The 18,516-nt window shown below is 44.4% G+C and carries 16 protein-coding genes; 4 read left to right on the forward strand and 12 right to left on the reverse strand.

Annotation, left to right across the window (positions count from 1 at the left end; all coding sequences use genetic code 11):
* Positions 1-117: 117 nt before the first annotated feature.
* The 5 genes from pstB to D5I41_RS01340 all read right to left on the reverse strand — a co-directional run bounded on the left by pstB (position 118) and on the right by D5I41_RS01340 (position 5,524).
* Positions 118-867, reverse strand: a complete 750-nt coding sequence (gene pstB / locus D5I41_RS01320; RefSeq protein WP_102490256.1) for a phosphate ABC transporter ATP-binding protein PstB — start codon at positions 865-867, stop codon at positions 118-120.
* 43 nt (positions 868-910) lie between these two features.
* A complete protein-coding gene (gene pstA, locus D5I41_RS01325; RefSeq protein WP_119008134.1) occupies positions 911-1,774 on the reverse strand; it encodes a phosphate ABC transporter permease PstA in 864 nt (287 codons plus the stop codon).
* Between the two features lie 5 nt (positions 1,775-1,779).
* Positions 1,780-2,694 (reverse strand): phosphate ABC transporter permease subunit PstC, encoded by a 915-nt coding sequence (pstC, locus tag D5I41_RS01330; RefSeq protein WP_119008135.1) that lies wholly within the window; start codon positions 2,692-2,694, stop codon positions 1,780-1,782.
* A gap of 120 nt (positions 2,695-2,814) precedes the next feature.
* Positions 2,815-3,636, reverse strand: coding sequence for a phosphate ABC transporter substrate-binding protein (locus D5I41_RS01335; RefSeq protein WP_119008136.1), 822 nt, complete (start codon positions 3,634-3,636; stop codon positions 2,815-2,817).
* Positions 3,637-4,189: 553 nt separating this feature from the next.
* The gene (locus D5I41_RS01340; RefSeq protein WP_119008137.1) at positions 4,190-5,524 is read right to left on the reverse strand and encodes a DEAD/DEAH box helicase; all 1,335 of its coding nucleotides are present in this window, start codon (positions 5,522-5,524) and stop codon (positions 4,190-4,192) included.
* A 265-nt stretch (positions 5,525-5,789) separates the two neighbouring features.
* On the opposite strand from D5I41_RS01340, the gene D5I41_RS01345 reads away from it, so the two are divergent.
* Positions 5,790-6,074: an Lpp/OprI family alanine-zipper lipoprotein gene (locus tag D5I41_RS01345; RefSeq protein ID WP_119008138.1), complete on the forward strand. Its 285-nt coding sequence runs from the start codon at positions 5,790-5,792 to the stop codon at positions 6,072-6,074.
* Positions 6,075-6,168: 94 nt separating this feature from the next.
* Here the strand turns inward: D5I41_RS01345 and D5I41_RS01350 are convergent, their stop codons facing one another.
* The 3 genes from D5I41_RS01350 to D5I41_RS01360 are packed head-to-tail and all read right to left on the reverse strand — an operon-like array spanning position 6,169 to position 9,499.
* A complete protein-coding gene (locus tag D5I41_RS01350; protein ID WP_119008139.1) occupies positions 6,169-7,083 on the reverse strand; it encodes a L,D-transpeptidase family protein in 915 nt (304 codons plus the stop codon).
* Positions 7,073-8,509: a deoxyribodipyrimidine photo-lyase gene (gene phrB, locus D5I41_RS01355; protein WP_119008140.1), complete on the reverse strand. Its 1,437-nt coding sequence runs from the start codon at positions 8,507-8,509 to the stop codon at positions 7,073-7,075. Before phrB ends, D5I41_RS01350 begins: the two co-directional genes overlap by 11 nt.
* Before the next feature lie 12 nt (positions 8,510-8,521).
* The gene (locus D5I41_RS01360; protein ID WP_119008141.1) at positions 8,522-9,499 is read right to left on the reverse strand and encodes a YbgA family protein; all 978 of its coding nucleotides are present in this window, start codon (positions 9,497-9,499) and stop codon (positions 8,522-8,524) included.
* 155 nt (positions 9,500-9,654) lie between these two features.
* Here D5I41_RS01360 and D5I41_RS01365 point away from each other — a divergent pair, with 155 nt between their 5' ends.
* Positions 9,655-11,100, forward strand: coding sequence for an IS1 family transposase (locus D5I41_RS01365; RefSeq protein WP_119008142.1), 1,446 nt, complete (start codon positions 9,655-9,657; stop codon positions 11,098-11,100).
* Positions 11,101-11,125: 25 nt separating this feature from the next.
* On the opposite strand, the gene D5I41_RS01370 is transcribed toward D5I41_RS01365, so the two are convergent.
* On the reverse strand, positions 11,126-12,016 hold the full coding sequence (locus D5I41_RS01370) for a DMT family transporter (protein WP_119008143.1): 891 nt from the start codon (positions 12,014-12,016) through the stop codon (positions 11,126-11,128).
* A 178-nt stretch (positions 12,017-12,194) separates the two neighbouring features.
* On the opposite strand from D5I41_RS01370, the gene D5I41_RS01375 reads away from it, so the two are divergent.
* Together D5I41_RS01375 and D5I41_RS01380 are read left to right on the forward strand one after the other, a co-directional pair.
* Positions 12,195-12,581, forward strand: a complete 387-nt coding sequence (locus D5I41_RS01375; protein ID WP_119008144.1) for a DUF3302 domain-containing protein — start codon at positions 12,195-12,197, stop codon at positions 12,579-12,581.
* On the forward strand, positions 12,581-13,711 hold the full coding sequence (locus D5I41_RS01380) for an HlyD family secretion protein (protein WP_119008145.1): 1,131 nt from the start codon (positions 12,581-12,583) through the stop codon (positions 13,709-13,711). Before D5I41_RS01375 ends, D5I41_RS01380 begins: the two co-directional genes overlap by 1 nt.
* 816 nt (positions 13,712-14,527) lie before the next feature.
* Here the strand turns inward: D5I41_RS01380 and D5I41_RS01385 are convergent.
* The 3 genes from D5I41_RS01385 to D5I41_RS01395 are packed head-to-tail and all read right to left on the reverse strand — an operon-like array spanning position 14,528 to position 18,254.
* A complete protein-coding gene (locus D5I41_RS01385; protein WP_119008146.1) occupies positions 14,528-15,712 on the reverse strand; it encodes an MFS transporter in 1,185 nt (394 codons plus the stop codon).
* Positions 15,709-17,637 (reverse strand): monovalent cation:proton antiporter-2 (CPA2) family protein, encoded by a 1,929-nt coding sequence (locus D5I41_RS01390; protein WP_119008147.1) that lies wholly within the window; start codon positions 17,635-17,637, stop codon positions 15,709-15,711. The genes D5I41_RS01385 and D5I41_RS01390 overlap by 4 nt, the downstream gene beginning before the upstream one ends.
* Entirely contained in the window at positions 17,634-18,254 is a 621-nt protein-coding gene (locus D5I41_RS01395) for an NAD(P)H-dependent oxidoreductase (protein ID WP_186811133.1), read from the reverse strand. The genes D5I41_RS01390 and D5I41_RS01395 overlap by 4 nt, the downstream gene beginning before the upstream one ends.
* Between the last annotated feature and the right edge of the window lie 262 nt (positions 18,255-18,516).

Raw genomic sequence — 18,516 nt, forward strand, 5'->3', positions numbered from 1 at the left:
GAGATTGTCAGGTCAATCCAATGATGGAACCTATAAACGCAAAAAGGCCCCTCTTGCAAAGAGGGGCAAAAATCCATCGCTTATTATTATAGTTAATTCCGTTTCTAAACAGTGCTATTAACCGAAGTCACCGTTTACATAACCCTGAGTGCGATCATCTCGTGGGTTACTGAAGATTACTTGTGTTTCGTCGTGCTCTACCAACTCACCCATTAGGAAGAATGCGGTGCGGTCAGAGATACGACGTGCTTGTTGCATTGAGTGCGTTACGATAACAATGGTGTAATCTTTCTTTAGATCTTCCATTAACTCTTCGATTTTATGCGTTGCAATTGGGTCAAGTGCTGATGTTGGCTCATCCATTAGGATGACATCGGGTTCCATTGCAATAGTACGTGCAATACATAGACGCTGTTGCTGACCACCAGACAAACCAAATGCGTGTGATTTTAGGCGATCTTTCACCTCATCCCACAACGCAGCACCACGTAGTGACTTTTCTACCACCATATCGATATGCTTTTTGTCTTTAATTCCCTGAGCGCGAAGACCGTATGCTACGTTCTCGTAGATGCTCATTGGGAATGGGTTAGGCTTTTGAAATACCATGCCCACTTTAATGCGAAGGTCCGCTACGTCGATGTTACCGTAGATATCTTGACCGTCCATTTCAACAAGGCCGGTGATTTTCACACCTTCAATCAGGTCGTTCATGCGGTTTAGACAACGTAAAAGCGTTGATTTACCACAGCCTGATGGGCCAATCAGAGCCGTTACTTGGCGCAACGGAATCGGTAGGTTAATGCTTTTCAGCGCTTTATTGTCGCCGTAGTAAAGATCTAGGTTTTCGATAGTAAATTTGTTCATTTTTCAGTATCTCTTAAATTCTTTTTAGTCTATCTAGCAACAATTAGTAAGTAGCTTTGTTAAAGCGGCTAGCGATTAGCTTGGTTAACATGTTGATCAGTAGTACCACTACGATAAGTACAGTCGCTGTACCGTAGGCTTGGTTCCACTCGTCGATAGTAAATAGCTCAGTTGTTAACTTGTATAGGTGAACGGTCAGCGTACGGCCTGAATCGAATAGAGACTCAGGAATACGTGCAACCATACCCGCTGTCAAGAATACAGGTGCTGATTCACCGATAACACGACCAATACTCAAGATAACAGACGTCAAAATACCTGGTGTTGCACTTGGCAAAATTAAGCGCCAGATAGTGTAAATTTTTGACGAACCTAATGCATATGAACCTTCACGGTAAGTTTGAGGCACAGCCATCAATGCTTCTTCAGTAGCGCGGATGATCACCGGCAAAATCAGAATACTTAGCGTTAGTGCACCAGATAGAATTGAGAAGCCCAATCCCAAAATGGTCACAAAGAAGGTCATACCAAATAGACCAAAGATAATTGACGGGATACCCGCCAGTGATTCAGTACAAAAACGAATCACTTTAACGAATTTACTACCCACTTTTGCATATTCAGTGAGGTAGATAGCCGTCATGATACCCAATGGAGCCGCTATAGAAATTGAAGCGATAACCATGTAGATCGTAGAGACGATCATTGGGAAAATACCCTGAGAGTCACCGGTACGAGAATAATCGCCAGTGACGAAGTCCCAGTCTACAAACTGCAATCCATTAGACAGAATGTACCAAATAACCCAGAACAAAAAGCCTACAGTTAGACCCGCTGACAACCATACAAACAGTTTAAGCATGTTGTCTTTGCGCTGGCGAGCTTGTTTTAGTTTTACTGTATCCATTTTTCTTATCTCGCTTTTTGACGGTTAAGGTACAAAAGCGCACCGTTTAACATCATGATGAAGACCAGAAGCACCACACCAGTTGCGTAAAGCGCGCTAGCGTGAACGCCACTTGCGTAAGACATTTCGATAGCGATGTTCGCAGTTAGAGTACGTGCGGCATCTAGCAGGCCTTCCGGCATTGCTGGAGCGTTACCCATAACCATGATGATTGCCATTGTCTCACCAAGTGCACGACCAATGCCTAGAATCACACCCGTCATAATACCTGAGCGAGCAGCAGGCACGAGAAGCTTAAAGATGGTGTAAATCTTTGAAGCACCTAGCGCAAGAGAGCCTTCTTTATATGCGCGAGGCACAGCACGGATAGAGGTTTCAGATACAGTAATTACCGTTGGAAGAATCATCACACCCAGAACAATGATACCCGCAAGGATTGTGTTACCTGCAGGAACATCAAAGATATCTTGAATAAGTGGAACAATGATAACCAGGCCAAAGAAGCCATAAACCACAGATGGGATACCGGCTAACAGTTCGATAGCTGGACGAATAAGGTCAGCAACTCGCTTTGGTGCAATCTCAGCAATGAAGATAGCGGTTAGTACGCCGACTGGAACACCAAACAAAACTGCACCCAGTGTTGATACCAAAGAGGCAACAATCATGGTTGCAACGCCGTATAGCGCTGGTGGCAACCAGTTTTGACCTAGAACGATGCCAGAAACACCTGCTTGCTGGAATGCTGGAATACTTTCTTTAAAAATAAAGTAAGCAATGATGGCAAGTGAAACGATACCGATAACAGCACTGGATAAGAACAGGCCATGGAAGATTCGTTCTCTCCAATCTACGCCGCGATCTTCTCTAATTGAAGGGCCGCCAGCGATAGCAGAAGTCTGAACACTCTGATTTTTCATAGAAAAATTCACTATTAATTGCGATGGTAAAATCTAATGTGCACTAAACCCAGTCATTAACATGGGGTGCAAGTAAAAGCTCAGCCTTCACAGGCTGAGCAAATATTAAAATCGTTGGTATTAGTTTACTGTGATGTAGCCTTTCTTAGCTGCAATGCCTTGAGCTTCGTCACCAACCATCCAATCTAGGAATTGTTGAGTTTCAGCTGTTGGCGCGCCATCTTTGTAAAGTACTAGGAATGGACGAGCAACTTTGTAAGAACCGTTTTGTACGTTCGCTACAGTTGCAGCCGCACCGTCGATAGCTAGAGGTTGAACAGTCTCGTCAACAGTACCTAGAGAGATGTAACCGATAGCGTATGGGTTGTTTGCTACAGATACTTTAAGAGCACCGTTACCGTTTGCAACTTGAGCACGCTGAGAAATCGCTGATACCTTCATACCAGATACTTCCATTTTAAGGCTCATGATGTCTTCGAATGCACCGCGAGTACCAGAAGCTGTGTCACGAGTGATTGCTACGATAGGCTTGTCGTCACCACCAACTTGGTTCCAGTTTGAAATTTCACCTTTGTAGATTGCAGTGATTTGCTCAGCAGTAAGCGCTTGAACAGAGTTGTTAGGGTTAACTACAACTGCGATACCGTCACGAGCGATAACCAATTCTTTCAGGTCGTCAGATTTTTCTTCAGTTTTTAGGTCACGAGAAGAGATACCTAAATCAGCAGAACCGTCTTTAGCAGCACGAACACCAGCAGAAGAGCCTGGCGCTTGGATTTCGATAAATACTGGTTCACCCTTGTTCATGTAGGTTTCAGCAAAAACTTCAACCAGTGGAGCAGCACTGTTAGAGCCAACAACAGAAATAGTTTCTTTTGCTGTTGCAGTGTTCATAGATAGTGCGCCTAGAAGTGCTACTGCACCGATAACTGTCTTTTTCATCTGTTTATCCTTAATGGGAATCAATTTCACGACATTCATATTGTCGTGGGTTTGTTTAATCGACGAGGGACACTTTAAGCGTCTTTTATGACACTTATGTTTCAGAACCTTGAAAGGTAAATGACAATTATCGATTATTTATAAGGTGCATATGCAACGATTCTGATACGTAGAATTGAACGGCGCTCAGTGCTTGGAGGCTAGATTGGTCAGCCAAACTTAGGAGGCCACCAGCTTATACCCAACAAGACAAACCCATTAATAACAACAAGATACAAGAATAATGCGACAGAAAGCTTGTATGGTTTAGCGACTAATTATTAGCTAATTTGCAAGCTCTCATCTTAAAAGTCAGCGGAAATGAATAGTGATATTGAGCAAATAGACATCAGTTACACGTCATGAAACTGTCACAATTAAATACAAATTTAAAGAAATTTACCGTACAGCTTTCGAGGCAATTGAACATAGTCGGGTTGATTGCGCTATTAGCTAACTTCCAGACATAAAAAAGCGAAGCACTATGGCTTCGCTTTTTTATCATTATGCTGGATCAATCGTCACTATCAACTTTAGGCGGAGTCTTTTTCTTAGGAATAAACACCGCGTCACCCACAGCCACATTAGTATGGAAGGTTTTATCGCGCTTAACTGACTTCTTCGCCACTTTCTTCTGCGCTGTCGCTTTCTTAACGGGTTTACCACCCTTGCCTTTGAACGCAGGCTTCTTAGGTTTCAAACCTTTGAATTTACCTTTTAAGCCCTCAAGCACATCAAAAGAGAGATCTTGCTGAAGGAAGCTTTCAACACGCTTGAAGCTGTCCCAGTCTTTAGGCCCTACCAGAGAGTGAGCCATGCCTTTATTGCCTGCACGACCTGTACGGCCAACACGGTGTACATACTCTTCAGTGTGCTTTGGCATATCAAAGTTGATAACGTGGGATACGTTGGCAATATCGATGCCGCGAGATGCGATATCGGTAGTCACTAATATTTTAAACACCGTGCGTTCAAATTGACTCATGATGGTATTACGCTGAGTCTGAGTGAGTCCGCCACTCAATGCTACAGCCTTGAGGTTGTTCTTATTCAGTTCTGCCGTTAAACGCTCTGTATCCGAGCGAGTTGCGGTAAAGATCATCACCTGATTGTAATCTGCTTCTTCTATTAAACGGTGAAGAATGGCTTCTTTATGGTCAAGGTGATCACAGAGGTAAAATTTCTGTTCAATATCGGTGTGGTGCGCGTTAGCACTGTCGATAGAAATACGCTTTGGATTATTTAGCATCTCCATCGCCATATCGTGCACTTCAGCATGATCTAGAGTTGCAGAAAACATCAGTGTTTGACGACGACGGTGCTTTGCAAGATTGTGAATGCGACGCAGCTCTGGCGCAAAACCAAGATCTAGCATTCTATCGGCTTCATCCAATACCAAGGTATCTAATCCATCGAGGAAAAGAGAGCGATGCTCAAGGTGATCAGCTAAACGTCCTGGGGTGGCAACGATGAAGCGAGGGTATTTACGCAATGCTTTTACTTGGTCATTGAAGTTTTCACCACCAACGATAAGCGTAGCGGTATAAGAAAGACCACCTAGCATAGTGCGCAATTCGCCATACACTTGTCGCGCCAATTCACGTGTCGGCGCTAAGATAACACCACGTGGATCTTTTGCTGAGAATGCTTTGCTTTTAAGAGCCTTGTGTAGCATTGGCAAAACAAACGCTAATGTTTTACCCGAACCGGTCTTAGACGATGCCAACAGGTCTTTGCCTGCCAGCGCAACAGGAATGGCCTGCTGTTGAATTTCGGTCGCACTCTTAAATGAGTAGTGATCCAAATTCTTCATTAAACGATTGTCTAAACCTAATTCTCTAAACTTCAAAGTGCTCTCCTAAACGGGGTTAGTATGCTTCTCACCTGCCCTAGGTTAGTAATAGAGAAAGCATGCTATAAAAAAATCCGGCTAATAATACCCTAGTTGGCGACTTAGATCACAAAAATATCTCATTATCACAAGACTAATAAAAACCATTTTGAAGATAATTACCTAATTTATATAAATTATTCGAACATATTTTATTCAACGTCTACACTAAGAAAGCCAGCGGTAATTATGGCTTTACTAAAAAAGAAATCAGGGAGTTCGTATGAATAATAAATTTTTACTCATAGCAGGGGTTAGCTCAGTTTTATTATTGGCTGGTTGTGCTTCAGGTCCAGATGAAGAAACCACGGCTAAAATGGCAGACCAGGACGCTAGAGTATCTCAGCTAGAACAAGATGTGGCAGCATTGAAAGCAGCTCACGAAAAAGACGCAGCAATGCATGACCAGTCTGCAATGGAAGCTAAAGAGGCCGCAATGGCCGCTCAAGAAGAAGCAGCTCGTGCAAACGAACGCCTAGATAATATCGCTCAGTCTTACACCAAGTAGTCTCACTACACACTAAATTTCAAAGCCAGCTTAATTGCTGGCTTTTTTATGTCTGTCACTTTTAGTTCTTAGAATCTAGTTAAAAATAACATCATTATTCAAATGAGCCGTCATACACCATAGTCGGCATTCCGGTTTGAATTTGAATGACGCCATTAACTCTTGAATAAGCTTCTTGATAAGTGTCCAACCATATTTGCAGTTCCAGTGGCCAATCAAATGACTGTTTGCTTCCGTTCCTCGCCGTTAAGGGTTCATGTGATTCGACAAAGACACTATGATCTGGCTCTACCGCCATTTTAATAGGCTGGTTGACAATCTCTACACGAGTTCTTCGCTCTACTTGCGCAAATAGCCACTCAATGTCTGAAGGCTCCATTCGAATGCAGCCACTACTTACCCGAAGTCCAATACCAAAGTCTTTGTTAGTACCATGGATTAAATACTGTCCAGAGCCATAGCTAAGACGCATCGCATATTCGCCTAGTGGGTTGTCTGGCCCTGCTGGCACTTTATCAGGAAGCTCAATGCCCTCTTCTTCGTAAGCCATTCTTATGGATTTAGGGGGAGTCCAAGTCGGGCCTTCAATCATCGCACTAATAGACGTCACCATTTGCGGTGTCTCTCGACCAATACGGCCAATGCCCACCGGAAATACATGCACATGTACTCCATCGGGATCGTAATAATAAAGACGGAGCTCAGCGAGATTAATGACAATGCCTTCACGTTTTGCGGTCGGCAAGATAAAACGATTAGGGATTGTTAACACCTCACCATCTTCAGGAAGGAAAGGATCAATACCTCGGTTGGCTGCAATAAGGCTTAACAAACCCACATCATACTCGTTGGCAAGTCGGGCAAAGGTTTCTCCCTTTGTCACTTGGTGACGCTGTAACTTACCAACCACATAACTTCCATCTGTTGGTAACTTGAAAGTCGCCGCTTGTGCGCCTGATAAACAGAAAAACGTCCAGACAACTACCTGTACTACAAATCTAACTACCATTGCCCTTAGCATCCTTATACATCTGCAAAGCTTTTTCTCTTTGCTGTTTATGGTCAACTATAGGTTGAGGATAGTCCAAACTTGCGAAATCGGTCCATAACCAGGGACAATGCACGTATTTGGTTGGAACGTCTTTTAGTTCAGGAAGCCACCGCTTAACAAAGCTGCCATCGGCGTCGAATTTTTGTCCCTGAGAGATGGGGTTGAAGATCCTAAAGTATGGTTGTGCATCACAGCCGGTAGAGGCTGACCACTGCCACCCTCCATTGTTTGCCGCAAAGTCGCCGTCCACTAATCGGTTCATAAAGTAGGCTTCACCATCATGCCAATCCAGTAGCAAATCTTTAGTCAGAAAACTGGCCACTACCATGCGAAGACGATTATGCATCCAACCAGTTTCATTGAGTTGCTTCATCGCAGCATCGACAATCGGATAACCTGTTTCACCTCGTTGCCATTTCCCTAGGTGTGCGTTCTCTCCTTGCCAACGTAAATTATCACTCCAAGGGACAAACGCCCTGCCCTTACATAACTTTGGCTCAAAGTAGATCAGATGTTGGTAAAACTCTCTCCAAATCAACTCGCTTAACCAAGTTTGCTCCCCGATATCTAATTGCTCGGGGTGGCGACCATTTAACAGCCGCGCCACACACTGCCTGACAGATAGCATACCCAGCGCCAAATAAGGCGAAAGTTGGCTCGTGCCATCAATAGCAGGAAAGTCTCTGTCTTGTTGGTAATCCGAGGCCCTTTCGATGGCAAAGCGCCTAAGCTCTGCAATTACAGACTTGGTGTCACTATGCCACTTAGAGCTATCTACAACCGGGTAACTCAGATCTAAGCTGACCAGCATGTTTTCATCAAATAACGCATTGCGTTCTAAGGTCTTAGGTTTGTGCACCAAGCTTTGTTCGATGCAAAAGCGCTGTAACCAGGTTTTTTTAAAGGGAGTAAAGACTTTAAAGTAGCTCCCCTCCTTGTTGAGTAAGGTGCCGGGAGTGAAAATACATTTATCAGCGAGCAACGAAAACTCAACCTGCCTAGCAGACAATGCCTTTTGCGTAGCCTCATCACGCATTACTTCGTTATATTCATACTCAGCGTTAGCAAAGACGTGTTCTATGTTGAAACGGGCACACAGCTGCGTCAGTAACGAAGGGCATTCATTAAAGCTGTCCACTGTCTCGACATGTAAGTCGATATTGAGCGTTTTAAGTTCTTCCGAAAGCGACACCAAACGCCGACCAATAAGATCCGCCTGCATCGGTGACAGGTTATGTTGATTCCACTGCTCCGGTGTTACAACAAACAGGGCCATAAGGCCCTGATTATCGTGTTGAGAGTCGCTGACATCGCGTATGGCTTGAATCAACGCAGTGTTATCAAGTGTTCGTAAGTCCTTACGAAACCACACTAAACCTCTCATGCGCTCCCCCTATCACAAACTGTAACGTAGGCGCAGTTCTTGCGGGTGTGGGTCAAGAAACTTTTGGTTCTGCAAATACTCGTCTGGGTAGAGTGAAAGGTAATGTTTTATGAGCGTCAACACGCTTAGCAGGGGCAGTAATCCTTCACGGTATTCATCAATCACCTTGCGAAGCTCCTGTTTCTCTTGTGAAGATAGCCACTTCTTAAAGTACCCTTGGATATGCATCAAAACGTTAGAGTTATTTTTACGACTGGCACGATTAGTCAGTGCATCCATAAACTTCAAACGATATAACTGATAAAACTCTTCAGGTTCATAATCAGCAACGCTTGCCACTAACTGCCCTAACTCTTTGTAAGAATTGGGGTGATGTGCCATCAAGGTTAACTTGTAGCGAGAGTGGAACGCTACAATTTTTCCAGATGTAGGTTGATCTCCCATACAGTCATAGAAGTCTCTTAAGCCAAATACCCTTGATATGAAGTTTTCTTTAAGCACAGGGTCATTAAGTCGGCCATCTTCTTCCACAGGTAACCAAGGCATTTCCTTCATTAGAATTTCGGTATACATGCCTATGCCTTCTTTCGAGGCGCCGCCTTTGGAGTAAACCTTAACTCGCTCCATGCCACAGGTTGGCGACTTCGCACAAACAATGTAACCGCACAACTCTTGGCCCTTAAGCTCTTCTACCTTGTTATTTGAGTAGGTAAGCATCCCATCGGTATAGTCTTTGGTCGCATCTTTTGTTTCAACCAGCGCAATGCGCTCTTCATTGGTCACCAGTCTAATAGTTGGGCGAGGCACGCTCATTCCCATACCCACTTCTGGACAAACGGGCACGAATTCGAAGAAGGGAGCAAGCTCTTTAGTAACAAACTTGCTGATCTTATGACCGCTATCGAAGCGGACTTTTTCACCTAAAACACAAGCACTTATGCCGATCTGAATATGTGTATTTTCTGATGTTTCTATGAATGCATCTGTCATCTTCATTCCTTGAGTTCCGACTGAGAGTCTAAGTATTAACTTACCATTAAATATTACGCAACAAATAGAGCAGACGAGCACTTCTAATTAAAAAAATGTCTGCAGAACAAAAAATTAGGTAAAATCAATTTAATCCTCCGAATCTAGTATTGCCCGTGTCTGATAGCCTATCTCCACAATTACTTGCGCTTAACTTCTGCAAAAATCCATTATGTGCTGATTTTGGCTCTCTAAATGCTGCTAATTACTCATTTTCACTTAGTACCAATAACCCCCAAATTGCCTGCGTTAGCTGTCACTCTATTTCTCCAATCATTTCGCCTACAGAGTTAAACGAAGAAGTAACAGCACAACTTGAACACATGAATTTGGGGCTAACGGCATGCACTAATAAGCAATGTGAGAACGTAGGTTTAAACGTTCAGTTACACCCTAGCCGTTACTATGCTTTTGGATTTAGCGGAGACAAACAACGCTATCGTTGCAAGAGTTGCCAAAAGACTATCGTCGATAGGTTTTCAGTAAAAAATCCAAACTTGAAGATCCACGTGACAATTTTAGCGCTATTGTTAACCGGATTTAGCCTCAAAGAAATTGCAGCCAAACTAAAGATTCAGGCCAAAACGTTAAATGATCACATCAAATCTATGGCGACTATTTGCCGCCAGAAATCATCGGTGTTTGATCATCATTGGCACAATAAGGGACAAAACTTTCACTTGGGTAGTGATTGGAGCTTTTTACAACCTAAAAGCCACAATGGTGTATTGTGGGTATGCACTGCTGACCTTGATTCTCGCTACATTGCCCTGCAGTCTCTAAACCTGAGCGAGCAAGAAAACATCTCGGGTCACCGTTTCATAGGTAGTGACTTCCTAGCAAGCATCAATACAGCGCCACTCCCCCCCAAAAGTAACACTTTGCAAGATATCCTAGGATCATTGAGCACAGGGCATCAGGAGCGTAGTCATCGCAATAATCCTTTACATAACCAAACTCAGCTCAATTACCCTGCTAAATCTAGCTTAGTCTCCCCTATCTATTGCACTGCAGCGCATTATCTACGGCTAAACCATTCACTGGGGAATAAAGAGCAAGTGGTCATCAGTATGAGCTTTGAGCCCATGCTAGCGGATGCAGCCATGCTAAGCTTCAATGCGATGCGCCAAAAGCAATCACTTGACCTCCTGTATCAACTGGATGATGAGAATTGGACAGAAGGTAAAACAGGTAGCAAACCTCAAACCTTCAGGTTTGAAGACTCAGAGGTGCCTTGGTCACTCTCGGAACAGTGGCACTTGAGAGGTAAAGCGGATCAGCGCGCAATGTGTCAGCTGGTAGAGAGTAACCTCACCCAAAAACAGGCGCACCAACTTCCTAAATTGTCTCCGGTTACCCATTATATGGATCGTTTTCATGCCATGTTCAAAAGCAGTGTTAATGAACCAAGAAGAAAAAGGCGTCCTGAAGGATTGTTGCCATTGCTTGATATCTATCGAGCATGGAACAATTTATGTCACCAAGAAAAACCAGGTGAAACGCCAGCCGTAAACGCCGGCATATCAGAAAAACCATTGTCGCTTGATCAACTACTGCAGTGATTAGGGTCTGTTGACCCCAGTCTTACTAGCCCATCAGCAACATGGCAATGCCACCAACGGCCACTAGGGTGCCTACAATCGAGCGCCTGGAGATAGCTAAGCCCTTAATCTTGTAGATAACCAGCATAAACAAGGGGCTCGTAGCGATAAGAGTTTGTGCTATCGCTGGATTCGCATGCTTAAGAGCCACCTGCTGCAACCACAGCGCCAAGAACGTGCCTACTGCAATTGCCGCTAACAGGTAATATTTGTCCGTTTTTCCCATACCTTTTCCTAGTTTGAAAAGGCCAGTAAAAGGCTTACGCTCCACAAACGGAATGATCATTGCGACGGCTAAAACGCCAATCGATAATCGAAGTAAGGCTCCGACTAACGGGTCTATATCCCCTGCCACCAATGCAAAGTGCGAGATCACAACGCCACTGGCTTGACATACGCTGGCCAATAGACCAAAACCGATGCCAGATTTAGATACGCTTCCCCTATTTGCGGAAGGCTGAAGTACGACGGATGTCACCGCTATTGTTGTAACGATAACGCCAAGCCAGTTAAAAATACTAAGACCTAAACCTAAGAACACTAACGCGAGCAATCCTGACAATGGAGGTGCCAATGACTCCAAAAGCAATGTATTGTTCGGTCCAATCCGCTTCAACGACGCAAAATAAGCGCTGTCCCCGATAGCAATGCCAATAACCCCTGAGACACCCAGTATTAAAGCGTGTTGTTTTGAGATCTCTATACTCGCTTGCGGCAAAAATGGCAGAACTACCAACATCATTGCTGAAGCTACTACGCCCTTAATGATGTTCAGCTGTAGGGCACTAAATCGATGGCTAAACTGACCATAAATCCAAGTTGCAATAGCCCAGACAATAGCCGCACCTATCGCCGCTATCTCTCCTATGAAATTCAATATTTAGCCTCTATTTAGATAATGACTTGCATAGATAACTGATTAGCTCAATACCCATACAAAATTAACAATACGTCACATGGAAAAAGTCCATGTAATCAATAAACTAGTTGTATTTACACACATTAACGGGGAAAATGAAATAACAATATTCGAACAAGCATTACAAGGATGAAACATGTTTCTCGATTACGTTGCTCTTGGCCTGTTAATATTCGTTGCCCTTGTTATTTTCTACGGCATCATTGTCATCCACGATATTCCCTACGAAATAGCGCATAAACGCAACCATCCTCACCAAGATGCCATCCATGTCACTGGCTGGATCAGCCTTTTCACCCTGCATGCTTTATGGCCATTTCTCTGGATATGGGCCACGTTATGGCGTGAAGATAGAGGCTGGGGTATGACTCAAATAAAACAAGAACAATCTGATCTTCACCATGATATTACTCAGCTAAATCAAAAGGTTCAGGATTTAACAGAGCAAGTTGCACAACTTAAACAGTCGCAACCTCAACAGCAAACTAGTGCTAAGCCGACTCAAAGTGAGGGAGATGCGTAATGGATCTACTACTGATACTCACCTACACCGCTTTTTGTGTCGCTGTCTTCAAAATATTCAAGATTCCCTTAAATAAGTGGTCGGTTCCTACAGCCGTATTGGGTGGGGTTATATTGATTGGTACTCTAATTCTACTAATGAACTACAACCACCCTTTCACACAGATTGGTCGACAAGTCTATAACACCACCCCTATTGTACCCACAGTTCGTGGTCACGTAGTCGAGGTGAATGTTAAGCCTGACACCTTTATAGTGAAAGACGAACCTTTATTCACCATCGAATCAGAACCCTACAAAGCAAAACTTTTGGGTAAAAAAGCCGACTTAGCTGCCGCAGAGCAAGCGGTATTTCAGTTAGAATCAGAATACAAGGCAGCACAATCTGAGGTTCACCGAGCTCGAGCTGAGCGCGATAGAGTAAAAAGAGAGTTTAATCGCTACTACGCTGGCTTTAAGAAAGGCGCATTCACAGCTCAACAAGTTGACACTCGCCGACAAAATCTCAAGGGTGCAGAAGCGGATCTTGAAGCAGAAATCGCAATGGAGAACAGTGCTCGTGTCGCCTACGAGTCTGAAGTCGATGGTGAAAACACGACAGTGGCTCGCCTGAAAGCCGAAGTAGCTCAAGCACAGTTCAATCTCGATGAAACAGTGGTGAGAGCGCCAACAAATGGCTATGTAACACAGCTGATCCTTCGCCCTGGTCAAATGGCAGTACCATTGCCACTGGCACCATCAATGGTGTTTATTCATGCTGAAGAGTACGACTACATCGGTGCATTTCGTCAAAATTCGTTGCAACGATTAAAGCCTGGCTTTGAAGCTGAGTTCTTGTTCCCAAGCCTTCCTGGTAAGGTTTTCAAAGGAGAGGTGGTCAACGTTATACCAGCAATGGCAGAAGGTGAAGTACAAGCCTCAGGAAAATTGCTAGGAACAAAATCACTCGATGCTGCTGGACGTGCTTTGGTGAAGTTACGTATCACTGACGATATTTCACAATACCACCTACCGCTAGGTACATCCGTACAGATTGCCGTATATTCCGACAGCTTCCACCATGTTTCTATCATGCGTAAGATTCTAATTCGTATGAAGAGCTGGCAGAACTATTTATATTTGGATCATTAAGCCAGTCTTATCCTCTGACTTTCTTGCACTACCGATAACAGACGTTATGACTGACATCTGTTATCGGCAAGCTCCCCTAGCGCTCCAAAACTCCCGCTAACAGCTTACGAGAAAGATAGTGCTAACCGCTAGCCCTCTCAGCTATCAAGTAGCTGACGAGCTAAAGTCATCAGAACCAACATCGTCATTGCCGAGGTTTCTTATCGACAATCTTCCCTAACGCTCCAAGACTCCCGCTAACAGCTTACGTGAATGACAGTGCTTACCGCTAGCCCTCTCAGCTATCAAGTAGCTGACGAGCTAAAGTCATTAGAACCAACACCGTCATTGCCGAGGTTTCTTATCGGAAATCTTCCCTAACGCTCCAAGACTCCCGCTAACAGCTTACGTGAATGACAGTGCTTACCGCTAGCCCTCTCAGCTATCAAGTAGCTGACGAGATAAAGTCATCAGAACCAACATCGTCATTGCCGAGGTTTCTTATCGGCAATCTTCCCTAACGCTCCAAGACTCCCGCTAACAGCTTACGTGAATGACAGTGCTTACCGCTAGCCCTCTCAGCTATCAAGTAGCTGACGAGCTAAAGTCATTAGAACCAACACCGTCATTGCCGAAGTCTCTTATCGGCAATCTAAATGTTTGTGCGTTAGATGACTCTAGGGACTATTGGTGTTTGCTGTCAATTTAGATGCCGTGATTGCCTAGGTCTTTTCTGGGACCGTATCATTTGCACTTTTCAGCCCCCCAAAAACCATCCGTTGATGACACAAGGGGTACTCAATGTGAGCAAAAGGCCGGCTATGTTGCAACCAGCCATTACACCCTACCCCAACTAAAGAGCCTAACCTCATTACCTTCAGTAGGTTTCGCTGGGATATTTAGCGACAAAATAAGAGACACGGCAGCCATTACAGCGCCAATCACAAACACTAATGCGGGAGAACTCAACCAAATCACCCCAAAGGTCACAGGGATGACTACAGCTGCGATATGATTGATGGTAAAGCTAACGCCAGCGGTAGAGGCCATATCAGCAGGATCTGCAATCTTTTGGAAGTAAGTTTTGATCGCGAGCGCCAAAGCAAAGAACAAGTGATCGATGATATAGAGAGCGGCCGCCCACTCCGCGGATTGCACAAAGGCATAACCTAGGAAGACCCCAATCAAGCCAACGTATTCAAATACCAGTGCCTTGCGCTCGCCTACTACCCCAATAAAGCGACCAATTTTCTTCGCAAACAAGAAGTTAAATAGATAGTTAACCAAAAATAGTAGCGTGACATCGGCTGCTGAATAGCCAAATTTCTCAACCATCAAGAACCCTGCAAACACGGTGAATATCTGCCTACGCGCACCACTCATGAAGGTTAGAGCGTAATACAGCCAGTAGCGCTTTCTTAATACCAGTTTCTTGTTCTGTACTGTATCCGTTTTAAATTGCGGAAAGCCGATGGTCATCAGTGCTACTAACACTAGGGCAGCGCCGCCCGTTATGGCATACACCACTATGTAATCGAGCTTTATCACCTCTAGCATAACCCACAAGGCGCCATACGTGATGAGCGAGGCAAGCGCACCAATGGAGATCATCTTGCCGAGCATCTCCGGCGCTTCATCTTTAGATAACCATTGCAGCGACAGGGATTGTTTTAAGGTTTCAAAGTAGTGGAATCCTGTCGACATCAATAAAGTCGTCAACAACAAGCCCGTTACACTTGGGAAGAAGCCAGTTAGAAACGTGCCCAGACTCAGCATAAACAGCGACACCAACATGAACTTTTGCTCTCTAATGAACAAAAGCACAAACACCACAGTAAACGCTAAGAACCCAGGGATTTCACGAACGCTTTGCAGTAAGCCTATATCTGCACCATCAAAGTTGGCACGCTCAATAACAAAGTTGTTAAGTAGTGCCATCCAACTTGAAAAAGCGACTGGCACCACAATTGAAATCAGGATTAAAAAGTTTTGTGGTGTTTGCCACGATTTATGCTTTGTCACTCGGCTGGGTCCTTAAATTGGTCTGCATAGCCTTTTGGTGGCGGAGTCCAACCCCGTTCACTTCGAGTATGATTGTCGCTACGATCTGAATCCATCGCGTCGCGTATCTTATCCTCTAACTCGACAAAAAGCTTGATGAAGTTATTGTCATAACGCTCACCCTCAGAGTCATCTACCCAAGCATGGTAAAGCTTATCTGAACTCTCTTTCTCCACTTTGATATAAGAAGTTCGTTGTTGCTCAATCTGGAATGGATGAAAGCCCATGCAGCGTAGTGCAACCGTGCCCACCTCCAGAGCTGAATGGAAGGTCTCGCTTTCGATATGATTCGCGCCCGCCTGACGTAGCTGATAAGAATGACCACGATCAAATGCTCTAGCAATCACTTTTACATGTGGATAGGTATGTCTGACGTATTTTACTAACTCGAGAGAGGCCTCTTCGTTGTCGATAGCGACGACCAAAGCCTTGGCGTGTTCAATACCTGCGGTATGCAATAAATCAGGCTTGGTTGCATCACCAAAGTAGGTTTTTATCCCTATTTTTCTTAGGTTAGCCACCTGAGTTGCCTGATGATCGAGCACTACAGTTTCCACACCATTGTTCACCAACAAACGATTCACAATCTGACCAAAACGACCCACACCAGCAATAATTACCGTACCCTGCTCATCTATAACGTCGTCTTCTTCGTCCTGGTTGCTCGCCTTCTCATACTTAGGGATGATGACCTTGTCATAGTAGATAAATAACGCAGGAGTTAAGAACATAGACAGGGCGACCACCAGCGATAATGTTGTTGCAATATCCGTCGGTATGACGTGGTTCTGAACGGTAAAACTGAGAAGCACAAAACCAAACTCACCTGCCTGAGCTAGGCTCAACGCAAACAACCAACGATTGCACCCTTTTATCTTGAACACTATAGCTAAGCACCACAGCACCAAGCCCTTGAGTAGCATGAGTCCTAGCGTTAGGCCAATGATGACAAAGAAGTCATTTAGCAGTACCGAAAAGTCGATACCCGCTCCCACAGTAATAAAGAATAAACCCAGCAATAAGCCCTTAAACGGCTCTATATTCGATTCTAATTCATGTCTAAATTCACTGTTAGCCAATACAACGCCCGCAAGGAAGGTACCCAGCGCAGGAGAAAGACCCACCAGTCCCATCAGCGCGGCAATACCTATCACTAGCATCAAAGCCGTAGCAGTAAAAATTTCGCGAAGCCCAGAAGCTGCCACAAACCGAAACAGTGGGCGACTGGCAAAATGACCGCCAACCACGACGATTGCAATGGAAGCCGTAATAACCAATCCGTATGCCCATCCTGGTAGCCCTGCGACCAAGCTTAGCTCTGGGTGATGATCTGAGCTTTCAGCAACCGTTGTTTGTGCCAGTTCCACCAATTCAGGTAGGGCTAATAAAGGAATAAACGCCAACATTGGGATCACTGCGATATCTTGGAACAGCAATACCGAGAAGGCATTTTGTCCGCCCTCAGTCTTGGTGAGTCCTTTTTCGTTAAAGGTTTGCAAGACGATTGCGGTAGAAGAAAGAGAGAAAATAAGCCCGATAGCGAAGGCAATTTGCCACTGCATGCCAAGGATTAGAGCAATCCCCATCACTATGCCTGCAGTTCCGACGACTTGAATGCCACCCAACCCCATTAGACGGTTACGCATATTCCAAAGCATCTTGGGTTCAAGCTCCAAACCCACTAGGAATAACATCATCACCACGCCAAATTCAGCAAAGTGCTGGATAGTTGTCGTTTCTTCACCAACGAGTCCTGCAACTGGACCAATGATAACCCCTGCAATTAGGTACCCTAGTACTGAACCTAGCCCTAAGCGCTTGGCAATTGGAACAGCAATAACGGCTGCAATCAGATAGATAAACGCTTGTAAAAAGTAACCTGTCATGACTGCACTCCTTTAATCACGGCTTCCAGGTTGCCGCTAATTTGGGGTAAAGACGTTGCGAGATTTTCATCAACTCGTCCTTCCACTAACGCCTCAAGCAATTGCTTCCAGCTTTTGACATGTTCTTTAACTCTGCCTTCTTCTAGCGCCGTTCGCGAACCGAACAAAACAAACGGAGCCCAATAGTTCATGCCCGTTAACGCAGCGGTTTGCTCTATCGGGTGCAGCAATTCTCGAATGGTGTAATGGTTATAACCGTCCGTTTGGTAAGCATCTTCCTTGCCCCCCGCAGTAATAGCGCAGAAAAACTGTTTACCTTGTATCGCGGTACCTTCATGTCCGTAGGCAAAGCCATACTCAAGGACTAAATCTTGCCACTCTTTGAGGATTGAAGGCGTGGAGTACCAATACAAAGGAAACTGAAAAATGATGATGTCATGGTCCAACAAACGCTGTTGTTCCCGCTCTATATCAATGTCGTATTTAGGGTACTCACTATAGAGGTCAACGCAGGTGATACCCGGAACCTTTTTTGCAGCCTTAAATAAGGCAATATTAACCTCTGAACGAGATTGAGAAGGATGGGCAAATAACAACAAAACCCTTTTGTTAGTCAATGGGGAGTCTTGACTGCTTGCTTGTTCACTCATTAGTAATCCTTTAAATTTCTTGCAGTTAGCCTGTTAAAACTAATAGTAAAACATCGGTTTCACAAGTGATTCGAAAAAACAAAAACCACTTCGCCCACTGCATTTTTGCAACTCAAACCACCCCTCAAATTAACAAAGTTATTTCATCCGCCTTGCCAAAGGGTGATCTAATTCAAGCTATTGTTTTCATTTCAGGTTTAGGCTAGGTGGGTCTGGTTATCTTTGTTAC

The organism is Vibrio superstes (genome assembly GCF_003569005.1).
Classification (GTDB): Bacteria; Pseudomonadota; Gammaproteobacteria; order Enterobacterales; family Vibrionaceae; genus Vibrio; species Vibrio superstes.

What these genes read in the sequence shown, in the direction of transcription:
- D5I41_RS01335 (WP_119008136.1), bottom strand. Translation starts at nt 3,636, where the DNA reads ATGAAAAAGACAGTTATCGGTGCAGTAGCACTTCTAGGCGCACTATCT.
- D5I41_RS01380 (WP_119008145.1), top strand. Translation starts at nt 12,581, where the DNA reads ATGGATCTACTACTGATACTCACCTACACCGCTTTTTGTGTCGCTGTC.
- pstC (WP_119008135.1), bottom strand. Translation starts at nt 2,694, where the DNA reads ATGAAAAATCAGAGTGTTCAGACTTCTGCTATCGCTGGCGGCCCTTCA.
- D5I41_RS01345 (WP_119008138.1), top strand. Translation starts at nt 5,790, where the DNA reads ATGAATAATAAATTTTTACTCATAGCAGGGGTTAGCTCAGTTTTATTA.
- pstA (WP_119008134.1), bottom strand. Translation starts at nt 1,774, where the DNA reads ATGGATACAGTAAAACTAAAACAAGCTCGCCAGCGCAAAGACAACATG.
- phrB (WP_119008140.1), bottom strand. Translation starts at nt 8,509, where the DNA reads ATGAGAGGTTTAGTGTGGTTTCGTAAGGACTTACGAACACTTGATAAC.
- D5I41_RS01360 (WP_119008141.1), bottom strand. Translation starts at nt 9,499, where the DNA reads ATGACAGATGCATTCATAGAAACATCAGAAAATACACATATTCAGATC.
- D5I41_RS01390 (WP_119008147.1), bottom strand. Translation starts at nt 17,637, where the DNA reads ATGACAGGTTACTTTTTACAAGCGTTTATCTATCTGATTGCAGCCGTT.
- pstB (WP_102490256.1), bottom strand. Translation starts at nt 867, where the DNA reads ATGAACAAATTTACTATCGAAAACCTAGATCTTTACTACGGCGACAAT.
- D5I41_RS01375 (WP_119008144.1), top strand. Translation starts at nt 12,195, where the DNA reads ATGTTTCTCGATTACGTTGCTCTTGGCCTGTTAATATTCGTTGCCCTT.
- D5I41_RS01350 (WP_119008139.1), bottom strand. Translation starts at nt 7,083, where the DNA reads ATGGTAGTTAGATTTGTAGTACAGGTAGTTGTCTGGACGTTTTTCTGT.